We start from the raw sequence: 11,558 nt of genomic DNA, 5'->3' as shown, positions 1-11,558 counted from the left end.
CAATTTCGGCCACCAGCTCATTACTCGCATGTTTATGGATTTTCTGCGTCTTGAAGGTGAAAGTAATTTTGTCTCTCTGTTGCCTAGAGAGATAAGGCACCAAGAGCAGTCAAGTTGGTATCAAAATCAAAGCACTCAACTCAGTGACTTTTTGCAACGTAACGTTGCCCCTTTTGATCAACCGACCAGTATTGTTTACCACACGCAAGATCCAAAATCTGAGTTGTTTGATCTTTTGAAGTCTGAGCTTCAACCTGTGCTATCAAATCGTTATTTGATAATTGACACTGGTTTTTCAAAGCGTAGTGAACAGATGTTAAATAGCATTAATAAGATCAAAGGTGAAGGGTTGTTGGCTGTGCCACAAATTATGATGTTGATGATCACGGCTGAAAACGGAGAGGATCAACTGTTTACTTTGTTACACAATAACGCCCATCTCAATATTTCAAGTCTATTTGATGAACAAAGCAACCGTGACCCAGCGAATGATGATTTGACTCTAGTGAGAGGTGTCATTGGCAGTTACCCTTCTGCTTACTTGTCACTGCATGAACACGAGATCGCAGAATTGGTGATGCTATTGAGTAAAATGCAAAATGAGCAGGACTACGTTAAGTTGCTCGATAGGTTCGCCATTCGCCGCAGTTCTTCGAAGTTTTGGCCGTTCAGCGATAAAGTTCATGCATGGTATCGAAAAAATCAACCTGTCGAATCTGGTTTACTTGACTACAATAGATTTGAAAACAGATAAAAGTCACCTTTAATGGGTGAGATGAGAGGTGCCAAATGACCATACGCGACAGCATTGAAGCACTAGAACAACAAATTTATGTAGCCTGTTCTGAAGGTGACTATGAGACAGTCAATCAGTTAGAACATCAGTTGGAAGTGTTACTGTATAAGGCACAACACCCTTTTGATGATGATCCTAATGGGTTAAATAGCGGTTCGACGACAAATGACGAATGGCGTTGAATAAAAGACGGGAGCCATATCGCTCCCGTCTATTTATCAGATCATTAAAAAACAGAAAATTAGAAAAAGTCTATTGAGTTGCGGCCACTTTCAGCATCTTTGCTGTTAGGTGCATCGGAGTTCTCTTTCTTTGTGGTCGCCGGCTTATTTCTAGCCGATTTGGTTTTTGACACCTTTTGCTTCGGCTTAGGCACATTTGTTGCTGCCACTACCGACGTCACATTAGTTTCAGGTACTTCAGTCACGGGTTGATCACACAATACAACGTAGTACTCCTGGTTAAATTCAAGAAAATCCCCATTGTACATTTTACGTCGTTTTCGAGTTTCAAGTTCTCCATTGACTGCCACGTAACCATCGCTAATCAGGAATTTTGCTTGCCCGCCACCATCCACTAGGTTAGCAATCTTTAACACCTTATAAAGCTCAATAGGTTGCGACGAAACTTCAATACCAATCGCCTCTATTTCAATTTCTTCGTTTTCTAATGTGTCTTTATCGTTAATCATTACGTTTTTCTTATCACGAATTTTCACGCAGTGTAATGCTAAATGCACAAATTAGGAACCACAGTTAAATACTTCAACTGAACTTATAAGCCCACCGTTTTGTCATACACACATCACTCAGGTTACCTTGTCACCATTTTCTGAATGCGTTCCGCTCGCTGTTCATCGCTTTCTTGACTTGGTGGTGGCACGGTAAGCCCCTTAATCACTGCAGGGCGTTGCGCGATTTCCGCCAACCAACGTTGTAGGTGCTCGAGCCCGTCAATATTAATGCCACTCCATTCGTAAATTCTCACCCATGGCCATGTTGCGATATCGGCGATGGTGTATTCATCACCCGCAAGATAACGGTGATGCTCTAATTGGCTATCCATGACTTCAAATAGACGTCGCCCTTCTTTTTGGTAACGATCAATGGCAGGTTGTATTTTTTCTGGAAAGTAACGAAAGAAGACGTTCGCTTGTCCCATCATCGGCCCTACGCCTCCCATTTGAAACATTAACCATTGGATCACTTGAGAGCGGGCTTTCGGATCTACGGGCAGAAATTTTCCCGTTTTTTCTGCCAAGTAAAGCAAAATTGCCCCAGATTCAAATACTGGAAAATCATCGTTATCTTTATCTACAATTGCGGGAATGCGTCCATTTGGATTGATGGCCGTAAACTCAGGCTCTTTTTGCTGATTGGTTGAAAGATCAAAAGCGTTGACCTTGTATGGCAACCCCATTTCTTCTAATGCAATGGAGATTTTCTGACCATTCGGCGTTGCGGCGGTATACAGTTCAATCATTCTTAGGCTCCTCGGTGAAATGACGGGCGTTACTCAACGGATTTAAGCAAATAGCAAAATTGCCACTTTGTGTCTCAACAAGGATATAAGCAGTAATCTCTTTAGACGTAAACTCTCATGCACGATAAACTAAACATAATCCATAATTTTATAACGAATTATCTATGATAAAAGTGACAGTGTCTCGCTTAATAAAAGGCCACGACTTAAAGCAATCCATTGCCGCGTTGATAAAGCAAGAGAACATACAAGCGGGTAACATCGCTTCTTGTGTCGGGTGCCTATCTGAAGTGCGCATCCGCCTCGCTGATGGCTCTTCAGAGCTACACCTTGTTGATGCATTTGAAATTGTCTCTTTGATAGGCACGCTAACCGCATCTCATCAACACTTGCACATTGCGGTTGCAGATAAAACAGGCAAAGTGATCGGTGGTCATCTTTTAGATGGTTGTCTTGTCAATACTACCGCAGAGCTGATTTTACATTCCTACCCTGACTTAGTGTTTGAGCGAGAATTTGATAATCAAACGGGCTACAGTGAGTTGGTGGCACCTTGTTAAAATCCCTTTAATGATAAAAGTGAATGCACATATACTAGTCTGCATTCTGTAAAATGTGGTGAAGCGTGTTTTTTATTCACCCATTTCTCCCCAATAACGATAGGCAATTCGACGTTGAGCAATTTCCGTCTGTGAGCTATCTCTCACATCTGTTCTTTTTGTAATAACTCTGTATAATTCGCCGCCTATTTAACCATTGTTTATGTTCTGCTGATTTGGCGTCTGCACATCACTGATTCGCTAAACTGAATACCTAGGAAAACTCTCTTGATCTCTACCGCAAATATCACCATGCAATTTGGCGCTGAGCCTTTATTTGAAAACATTTCTGCAAAATTCGGTAACGGCAATCGCTACGGTTTGATTGGCGCTAACGGCTGTGGTAAATCGACGTTCATGAAGATCTTGAGTGGCGCGTTAACTCCCAGCTCAGGCAACGTCTCCATTACACCAGGGCTAAAATTGGGTGTGCTGAGCCAAGATCAGTTTACTTTCGAACAGTATACGGTAATTGATGCCGTGATTATGGGTGACCGTAAACTATGGGAGATCAAGCAAGAGCGTGACCGCATTTATTCATTAGCCGAGATGAGCGAAGCCGACGGCATGAAAGTCGCCGAGCTTGAGAGCGAATACGCTGAAATGGATGGTTACACCGCCGAAAGTCGCGCGGGAGATATTTTGTTGAAAGCGGGTATTGAGGAATCGTTTCATTTTGGTTTGATGCAGCAAGTGGCTCCTGGTTGGAAACTGCGCGTTTTGTTGGCGCAAGCCTTGTTTGCCAACCCAGATATTTTGCTGCTCGATGAGCCAACCAACAACTTAGACATCCACACCATTGGTTGGTTGGCTGAAGAACTTAATCAGCGTAAATGCACCATGATTATTATTTCCCATGACCGTCACTTTTTGAACTCAGTGTGTACCCATATGGCTGATATTGATTACGGTGAACTGCGTATTTATCCGGGTAATTATGAGTATTTTCTTGAAGCGTCAAGCTTGATTCGAGAGCAGTTGCTCTCTGGCAATGCGAAAAAAGCGGCCGAGATCAACGAACTGCAAGACTTCGTTAACCGCTTTGGTGCCAATGCTTCAAAAGCAAAACAGGCTAGCTCACGCGCAAAAAAAATGGACAAGATCAAGCTTGATGAAGTGAAATCCTCAAGCCGCATCAGTCCTTCGATTGATTTTGGTGAAGGTAAGAAACTGCATCGCCTTGCACTTGAACTACAAAATCTCGGCCACGCTTTTGACGATGAACAGCTCTTCAACGGTGGTAATCTGCTGCTTGAGGCGGGCTCACGTTTGGCGGTAATTGGTGAAAACGGCGTCGGTAAAACAACCTTTCTACGCTGCTTAGTCAAAGAGCTTCAGGCCAACCAAGGTGTGGTGAAGTGGTCTGAGAATGCCTCAATTGGCTATTGCCCTCAAGACAGTACTGTTGATTTTGATAACGATCTGACTATCTTTGATTGGATCTCGCAGTGGCGCACCGTAAAACATGATGATTTGATGGTGCGTGCCATTCTTGGCCGACTACTCTTTACAGCCGATGATGTGAATAAGAAAGCAAGAAACTGCTCGGGTGGTGAGAAGAACCGTCTGCTATTTGGCAAACTAATGATGCAAGATATCAACGTGCTGATCATGGACGAGCCAACCAACCACATGGATATGGAAGCGATTGAGGCGCTCAATAACGCGCTAAAGTCCTACACGGGGACACTGATTTTTGTTAGCCACGATCGCGAGTTTGTCTCTTCGCTGGCCACTTCGATCATTGATGTGAAAAACAAACAGTTGGTCTACTTCCAAGGAACGTACGATGAATACTTGGCTCATCAACAGAAGTTGTTAGCTGCGGCGTAATCAAACCAACGTCATAATTCTTGATACTTGTTGCCGCCAGAAATGACGGCAACAACGGATAATTTAGATTCTGCTGTTTACTCTTAGCTTATTTTATCGACCACAAGCCGCCTACTTGTAACTCCAAGTTGTTTGGGTATCACTGTAATTTGTTATAACTCTGGTTTAACCCAAACATTGCTAAAATCAAACCAGCCTAACGCGTTGCATTTCGCGTTTTGTAATGCACCACATTGATCTTTGCTTATCCCTAACCAACAGTGGAACATCGGGATAACTTGCTGTTTTTCTATCAAAGATTTGCCAATCTCTTTGGCCGGAAATATGGCATTTGGATCGGCGCGCCATTCATCCACTAACTGGCACCAATACGAAAAATCTTCAGCGCGGCTTAAATGCTCGATATCACTGTAATCAAGTAACCATCCTGCTAACGCATCTTCTCTATGGTTGGCAATTCCCATCGGTTTGACCCAAACATCGACAGCATCGGTGTCTTCAACCGTCAAATCATATTTAACAAGCTCCACCGAAATCCCATCTTCTTTTAACAGCTGTTGTATTGTTTTCACTAAGCTTGGAAACATGGGGTGCTGAGCATGATATGCAATGGTGATCAAACGCTCGCCCGGCGGTGTAGCGGCAACATCTCCCGATGACTGATGATACCAACCCGGTTTCAGGCCATAAGCAGGTAACACCCCCAACTCGACCACTTTGTCTTCTGGTAATTGACGAAATAGGTTGAGAGTACTGAGCTTATTGGTAAGGTAGCTAGCCCAATTGACATCTGCGGCGACGCCATTTTTTCGATTGAGTAACAAGTAAGTACAGCCGGGATCAAGATCCACGTCTTCTGTAAATGAACCTCGCTTTGTTTTTATCGGATGCGATAAGCTAGGAAAAACCATCGAAGAATGTACTTCGTCAATCACCCACACTTCGACCCGGTCTAACAAAGGCCTAAATCCAAAATATCCATCAAACGCTTGCAAAACTAAGCGTTTTTCATCATTTAAAATGACTTTGTAAGGGCCAGTACCAATCGGCATTAAATCAAAATTATCACTACGATTGGACTCTGGTAGTAAAATCTTGGCACATGACTCAGATAAAAGAAGCGGTAAGCGACTATCCGCTTTTTGTAAAAAGATATCGATAACCCAATTGGAGGGCGAGCTGATCCTATCAAGATGAGAGAATAAATTCAGAAATCGCAATTCCCACAAACTTTGGATAACACCGTCGGTGGTAAGCAAATCACCATTGTGGAAACGAACCCCTGGGCGAAGATAAAAACGCCAATGTGTTGCTGTCACCGATTCCCATGTATGTGCGAGATCTGGCTGCAGCTGTTCATACTCATCTAGCCGCGTTAATCCACTAAAAATTTGCATTACGATATGTTGCTCAGATCGACGCATGGATTTTAGCGGGTTTAGCATTGAAAGCGGGCGATAATAAGGCAACCGTATGACTTGCAGACCTTCTTGATGCTGAACACCAAGATAGCTTTGGATCACTTGCGTCAGTTTCGCAGCATCTTGATCCAGTACTGAAAATGCATGGCCAATTTTACCCTCATCCAAGTATCGACGCGCAAGGTTTTCACTGACATCACTGCGACTACGTTTAAAAATGAGATCGGATAATTTTCCACGCCCCGCCGCAGGACGCCATTCTATCCAGCCTTCATCCTCCATTTTATTTAGAACAATACGCGCATTACGGCGTGTGCAGAAAAGGATCTCGGTGATCTCTTCTAGCTGGACACCAACATCTTGGCCGTTAAAGTGCTCAAATAAAGATTCAAATTGAACGCGAAGTCGTGGGCTACTCATAAAGAGGAAATCTCAGTTTATAAAAAACAGAGATAGTTTCCTCATTTTATATTGGTTATGCAATAGTCTTAATCACTGTTTAAAGAATATTACAGCCGAGTTGTTGAGAAAGTTTCTGAATTTGCTCTTCGTTGTCCAACTTAATCGACCATTTACTTTCTGAGCAATTTACAGAGATGACATTCGCCCCTCTCCCAATGAGCTGAACAGCATCGGCTTGGGCTTGTAGCGTGATGGCGAGATCACCCAATACTCGTACCACTAATTCATGGGGTGTTACGATGATTTTTCCACCTGAAAATTCAATCACCATTTTATAAATCAACCTTGATAGCTTGAGAACGGTTACGAATTTTTTGTACTGCGACCGTCAAACGGCTGGTGCACACCAAACGTTCGCGCTCATCAGTGATATTGATTTGCCATACTTGCGTTGAAATACCAAGATGGATAGGTGTCGCTGTTCCTATAACCATCCCCTCTCGCATGGCGCGGACATGATTAGCATTAATGTCTAACCCTACACAATAGTGTTCTTGATCCACACTGAAATTCGCGGCAACTGAACCTAAGGTTTCCGCAAGTACCACCGAGGCGCCACCATGCAGCATACCAAGCGGCTGATGGGTAAAGTGACAAACAGGCATGGTCGCAGACAAAGAGTGATCAGTATAATCGGTATAAATAATATTGAGATGCTCTATCAAGGTGTTTTTGGAGGTGGCGTTTAACGTTATTAAATCGATAGGCTTCTTCCAAATATCCATGCTTTTTTGTCTCATTCATCGTAAAAGAGATTCATTCTATACTTAAAAGGTAGCAACTTGCAGCGAGTAATCAGTCAGTTCCAGCGATTGAGATCCTGCCAACTAAACATTTTCGAGACAGATCCGATCGCTCATAAATATTAACTGCAGTGTTGTCATTAGCAGTTTATCGGTGCTAAGAAGCCTCTTCATACAAAGATGTCATTTAAGCGCTTAAAGATGAGCACAAAAAGTGCTCTGATACATGGCTTACAAGTGTCAACGTACCGACTCAAGTACCTAAAATGCGTAATGGTAGTTGTAGCAGCTCATCCCCTGTCGTTGCAAAACCCCAAATAATAGCGATAAGCGCAGCCACTAAACTGACATACCAAAGTGAAGCTACAATTTGTCCATATCGATTCAGAGGTAGCAAATGACTTTGATGACGCTGCTTCCATTCCATTACAATTTCAATGCTGCCCATAATCAATAAAAAGCCGAACAGGGTTAATCCAAGCCAATAGCTCAAAATGACACCAGCGATCGCCGCAAGAGCACACAACGCAATCCCCAAAGTGCTGTTCATAGAAAAGCTGATGCTTTTTAACACGTGACCACCATCAAGCGGCAATATAGGCAATAGATTGAAGAGATTGAGAAAGGCATTAAAAACAGCAAGGCCGGCAAAAAATATCTCTCCTGTGATCCAGTACGCGACAACCAGCACAACCGAGAGCAGCAAACCAAAAAATGGCCCCATAATTGAGATCACTACATCTTGCCAACGTGTATTGATTTTTTCATCACTTAATGCCAAGCCACCAAGAAATGGAATGAGATAAATGCCTTTAGTCTTCATACCAAAATACTTCATCGCTTTGATATGGCCAAATTCATGGAACACCAAACAGGCAATAAGCGCCATAGCAAACTGGAAGGAAAATAACCACGAATAGGCTGCGATACTTGCTGACGCCAGAACAACTTTAATCAGCTTGGCACTTTTCAGTGCTTTCATACCAAGTGAGACTAGACCAATAAGGCTAAAACGTCGCTCCGGCTTTGGCGGGCTATAAGGTGTTTGTTTTTCAATGTCTTTTTCTGAACGCTCACCTTGCGTGACAATGTCACCATTGACTAATGCCTGATAACGAAGTTTAAAAGGCTGCCAACTCAGCTCGACATTCAGCTCACACTGGATCGGCGTTTCACCACTTAACAACTGAAATCTATGGGTCGTTGTCGCCTCGATATTCCCTGTCGCATCGCATTGCGCGACCAGTTGATTATCCCAATAGAGTTGCTGCCAGCCTGACATTGAACCTTCGAGACGAAGTGATTTTCCTAAAAATGGAGCGGAAAGGAGTTCCACAGTGATACCTACATACAAACATAAAAACGGCGTTCATTATGCCTTTGAGCAATAACAGCGTAAAGCACGATGCCCGTTTTCTTACTATTGAAGATGACTTAGTTCAATTCCCTCACGAATACCAAGCTTTTTGCCATCTCCCCTTTTAATTCCAGTCGTAACGTGGATAATACGCGCTTACATATTTTTACAAGGTGGGTACTATGTCTACTGAAGCAACTTTACTTGAACGCAGCCAATCAAAATGTGAGCTTTGTTCATCAGAATCTCCATTAGCTCCATTTGTGGTAGCGCCACACACTATGGTTACTGTTGACCATGCCGTTATGTTGTGTGATGTCTGCAAAGGCCAAATTGAGAACCCAGAAACAGTAGATGTGAACCATTGGCGTTGTTTGAACGACAGCATGTGGAGCCAAGAGCAACCCGTTCAAGTACTGGCGTGGCGTCAACTTAAGCGCCTTGCGGCCACTGAGGGTTGGGCTCAAGACCTACTTGATATGATGTATCTTGAAGAAGAAGCTGCAAAATGGGCTGAAATTGGTATGGATGATGATGCAGAAAAGCCTCGTGATGTGAATGGCGTAGAACTGAAAAAAGGCGACGACGTGACCATCATTAAAGATCTCCCTATCAAAGGCTCAAGCCAAGTCATTAAACAGGGTACTGTGGTTCGCGGTATCAGTTTAAGCGACGATCCTAAGTTGATCTCTGGTAAAGCTAATGGCCAATCTATGTATATCATTGCTGAATACTGTCGCAAAAAATAATAGCCATTGACGAATAAAACAAAGGCGCAACTTAGTTTGCGCCTTTGTTTTTCGGAAACCGTTGTTTTCATGAGCAGTGAAACTAGTAAATTTTAAATACAAAAAAGCCGACTATTTAATCCGTCGGCTTTTACATCTCTACACATTGAATTAACGGTATAAACCGATATCTTTCTGCATGTGACCAGACAAATTATTCGCGTAGTAGCTGCGAGGTTCGCTGTGGTCGACAAACAGAATATCAACTAAATGTGCAATCAATCCCTTGAAGTTAACCGCGTAGGTTTTTTTATCCATAGAGGTAGGTGCTGTAATCGTACCCATATTCATTGCTTGTGCCATGATCGCCTCTCTGTTAATTCGGTAACTTACTTTGTTGAAATGAATTCTAGGTGATATTTTTTTGGTTAAAAAATGACAAATTTTCCACATTCAAATTAGTTATTCTAATGAAACAAACCTATAACAACGCACGCTTTTATTATCCACGATAATCGACTACTTATTCACATTAAGTTTGATTTGGCGAATTTAAATCTCAATTAAAAACAAAAATACCGGTTATTTACAAAATTTTCACATTAATTTTTTTATCGTCGGTTAGCTAAAGGATAAATAAAAAAATAGAGGTAAGTATTGTCAAACACTTACCTCCGTTTACTTATATTATGGCTTATTAGTAGCAGGTAATGGACTTCTCTGCTTATAGACAGAAGCCAACACCGCAATAATCATAGTGATTAACAGTACACCCAGTGAGACTGGTGTCGGAATTTCCCACGCAGAACCGACTAGCATCATCTTAATACCAATGAATATCATGATGAAGGAAAGCGCTGGTTTTAGGTAAATAAACTTATCCATCATCCCTTGCAACACAAAGTACAAAGACCGCAAACCAAGTAACGCAAACACGTTCGCTGCTAACACTAAAAAGGGTTCGCGGGTCACGGCAAAAATAGCCGGTATTGAATCTAATGCGAACATGACATCCATAAAAGCAATCACGCCAATCACAATCATCATTGGAGTCACAAACCATTGCTTATTGCGGCTCACAACCAAAGCATTCCCTTCGTAATGATCCGTCACATTGAACCAACGTCGAATCAGCTTCTCCGGCATTGGGTTTAGCTGTTCATCGCCTTTCTCACGCGCAAGTTGAATACCGGTCCACATAAGAAATAATGCAAACACATAAAGTAACCAATGATATTGTTCAAGCAGCTGTGCACCAATCACAATCATCACCGCTCGTAAACACAAAGCGCCGATCACTCCCCACAATAGAGCCCGCGGGCGTAAATGCTCTGGGACTGCGTACTGATGAAAAATAATCGCAAAGACGAATAAGTTATCAACACTTAACGACTTTTCTAACAAGTAACCAGTAATAAACGAGATCGTCGCCTTTTCGGCACTGTATGAACTGGTTGGTGCGTAACTATCCCAAAAGAAATAGATACTCGCGGCGAATGCAAACGCCAGCATAAACCAAATCACGCTCCAAACGGCCGCTTTAGTGATCGTGACTTTACCGCCACGGGTTTGCCAAATATCGATAACAACAAGAAATAGAGTCAGAATTGCAAAGCTGAGATAGGTTGTTGGGGTCATATATCCTCCAAAGGCGGAAGGATAAGATGGGATTAACCGATCGAAACCTTCCGCAAACAAAAACCGCTGTTCATAATGAACAGAGCTGAATGCGTTGGTCTCGTCGAAATAAGCATTCCGTTTTTAACAGAAGGCTATTTATACTTACCGGATAAGCATGCGCTTAACGAGCTGACGATAAGTAAACAAAGGCGACTACTCCCCAATCAGCGCGGATTTTATGCCTATTGGATGCAAAGGTCCATAGACGTGATCAAAAAAAGGAGCCATTTATGCGTGTGATTCATAGATATCCTTTCAACTATACTAGATGTCTATGGACAGAGAAATCCAACAAAGATTACAGTGGGTAAAAATGTATGAGGGATGTGGTATTTCTAGACCAACATTACGTAAATGGATGAATCGGTATAAGCAGTGTGGAATCACAGGTCTGGGAAGCCAGAGCAAACGCCCTAATGCCGATCAGTTAAGACTTTAATCGGCAGATCAGTTGAAT

Annotated in this window: 13 protein-coding genes and 1 pseudogene; 6 read left to right on the top strand and 8 right to left on the bottom strand. The window is 42.6% G+C overall.

Translation table 11 applies throughout. The features are described 5' to 3' along the window. Both AACR75_RS16720 and AACR75_RS16715 read left to right on the top strand, forming a co-directional pair. Positions 1-754: fatty acid cis/trans isomerase (locus AACR75_RS16720; protein WP_047691147.1), on the top strand; the 754-nt coding region annotated here is incomplete at its 5' end. 35 nt (positions 755-789) lie between these two features. Next, complete coding sequence (locus AACR75_RS16715) at positions 790-978, top strand: hypothetical protein (RefSeq protein WP_013867807.1); 189 nt, start codon at positions 790-792, stop codon at positions 976-978. Positions 979-1,037: 59 nt separating this feature from the next. Here the strand turns inward: AACR75_RS16715 and AACR75_RS16710 are convergent, their stop codons facing one another. Continuing rightward, positions 1,038-1,535: an RNA-binding S4 domain-containing protein gene (locus AACR75_RS16710; protein ID WP_047691143.1), complete on the bottom strand. Its 498-nt coding sequence runs from the start codon at positions 1,533-1,535 to the stop codon at positions 1,038-1,040. Between the two features lie 74 nt (positions 1,536-1,609). Continuing rightward, the gene (locus AACR75_RS16705) at positions 1,610-2,278 is read right to left on the bottom strand and encodes a glutathione S-transferase family protein (protein WP_013867809.1); all 669 of its coding nucleotides are present in this window, start codon (positions 2,276-2,278) and stop codon (positions 1,610-1,612) included. Between the two features lie 164 nt (positions 2,279-2,442). Between AACR75_RS16705 and AACR75_RS16700 the strand changes: the two genes are divergently transcribed. Continuing rightward, positions 2,443-2,838, top strand: coding sequence for a PPC domain-containing DNA-binding protein (locus tag AACR75_RS16700; protein WP_017042825.1), 396 nt, complete (start codon positions 2,443-2,445; stop codon positions 2,836-2,838). Positions 2,839-3,105: 267 nt separating this feature from the next. Then, on the top strand, positions 3,106-4,710 hold the full coding sequence (locus tag AACR75_RS16695; protein ID WP_081989847.1) for an ABC-F family ATPase: 1,605 nt from the start codon (positions 3,106-3,108) through the stop codon (positions 4,708-4,710). A 152-nt stretch (positions 4,711-4,862) separates the two neighbouring features. On the opposite strand, the gene AACR75_RS16690 is transcribed toward AACR75_RS16695, so the two are convergent. The 4 genes from AACR75_RS16690 to AACR75_RS16675 all read right to left on the bottom strand — a co-directional run bounded on the left by AACR75_RS16690 (position 4,863) and on the right by AACR75_RS16675 (position 8,672). After that, entirely contained in the window at positions 4,863-6,551 is a 1,689-nt protein-coding gene (locus tag AACR75_RS16690) for an SgrR family transcriptional regulator (protein WP_047691139.1), read from the bottom strand. Positions 6,552-6,630: 79 nt separating this feature from the next. Continuing rightward, positions 6,631-6,864, bottom strand: coding sequence for a DUF3389 domain-containing protein (locus tag AACR75_RS16685; RefSeq protein ID WP_029189958.1), 234 nt, complete (start codon positions 6,862-6,864; stop codon positions 6,631-6,633). A 1-nt stretch (position 6,865) separates the two neighbouring features. Then, positions 6,866-7,318: a hotdog fold thioesterase gene (locus tag AACR75_RS16680; RefSeq protein WP_010320753.1), complete on the bottom strand. Its 453-nt coding sequence runs from the start codon at positions 7,316-7,318 to the stop codon at positions 6,866-6,868. A gap of 271 nt (positions 7,319-7,589) precedes the next feature. After that, a complete protein-coding gene (locus AACR75_RS16675) occupies positions 7,590-8,672 on the bottom strand; it encodes a site-2 protease family protein (protein WP_047691136.1) in 1,083 nt (360 codons plus the stop codon). Between the two features lie 203 nt (positions 8,673-8,875). Between AACR75_RS16675 and AACR75_RS16670 the strand changes: the two genes are divergently transcribed. After that, positions 8,876-9,442, top strand: coding sequence for a PhnA domain-containing protein (locus AACR75_RS16670; protein WP_026027787.1), 567 nt, complete (start codon positions 8,876-8,878; stop codon positions 9,440-9,442). 150 nt (positions 9,443-9,592) lie between these two features. Here the strand turns inward: AACR75_RS16670 and AACR75_RS16665 are convergent, their stop codons facing one another. Together AACR75_RS16665 and AACR75_RS16660 are read right to left on the bottom strand one after the other, a co-directional pair. Beyond that, the gene (locus AACR75_RS16665; protein WP_017042819.1) at positions 9,593-9,784 is read right to left on the bottom strand and encodes a hypothetical protein; all 192 of its coding nucleotides are present in this window, start codon (positions 9,782-9,784) and stop codon (positions 9,593-9,595) included. Between the two features lie 324 nt (positions 9,785-10,108). Then, the gene (locus tag AACR75_RS16660; RefSeq protein WP_170935153.1) at positions 10,109-11,059 is read right to left on the bottom strand and encodes a TerC/Alx family metal homeostasis membrane protein; all 951 of its coding nucleotides are present in this window, start codon (positions 11,057-11,059) and stop codon (positions 10,109-10,111) included. Positions 11,060-11,375: 316 nt separating this feature from the next. Here AACR75_RS16660 and AACR75_RS16655 point away from each other — a divergent pair. After that, positions 11,376-11,516, top strand: a pseudogene (locus AACR75_RS16655) (IS481 family transposase); the annotation flags it as partial. Between the last annotated feature and the right edge of the window lie 42 nt (positions 11,517-11,558).

Source organism: Vibrio sp. ZOR0018 (assembly GCF_963865925.1).
Classification (GTDB): domain Bacteria; phylum Pseudomonadota; class Gammaproteobacteria; order Enterobacterales; family Vibrionaceae; genus Vibrio; species Vibrio anguillarum.
This window is presented reverse-complemented; position numbering and strand designations above follow the sequence as displayed.

Coding starts and splice junctions, on each gene's coding strand:
- AACR75_RS16715 (WP_013867807.1), top strand. CDS start 790: ATGACCATACGCGACAGCATTGAAGCACTAGAACAACAAATTTATGTA.
- AACR75_RS16705 (WP_013867809.1), bottom strand. CDS start 2,278: ATGATTGAACTGTATACCGCCGCAACGCCGAATGGTCAGAAAATCTCC.
- AACR75_RS16700 (WP_017042825.1), top strand. CDS start 2,443: ATGATAAAAGTGACAGTGTCTCGCTTAATAAAAGGCCACGACTTAAAG.
- AACR75_RS16690 (WP_047691139.1), bottom strand. CDS start 6,551: ATGAGTAGCCCACGACTTCGCGTTCAATTTGAATCTTTATTTGAGCAC.
- AACR75_RS16685 (WP_029189958.1), bottom strand. CDS start 6,864: ATGGTGATTGAATTTTCAGGTGGAAAAATCATCGTAACACCCCATGAA.
- AACR75_RS16680 (WP_010320753.1), bottom strand. CDS start 7,318: ATGGATATTTGGAAGAAGCCTATCGATTTAATAACGTTAAACGCCACC.
- AACR75_RS16670 (WP_026027787.1), top strand. CDS start 8,876: ATGTCTACTGAAGCAACTTTACTTGAACGCAGCCAATCAAAATGTGAG.
- AACR75_RS16665 (WP_017042819.1), bottom strand. CDS start 9,784: ATGGCACAAGCAATGAATATGGGTACGATTACAGCACCTACCTCTATG.
- AACR75_RS16660 (WP_170935153.1), bottom strand. CDS start 11,059: ATGACCCCAACAACCTATCTCAGCTTTGCAATTCTGACTCTATTTCTT.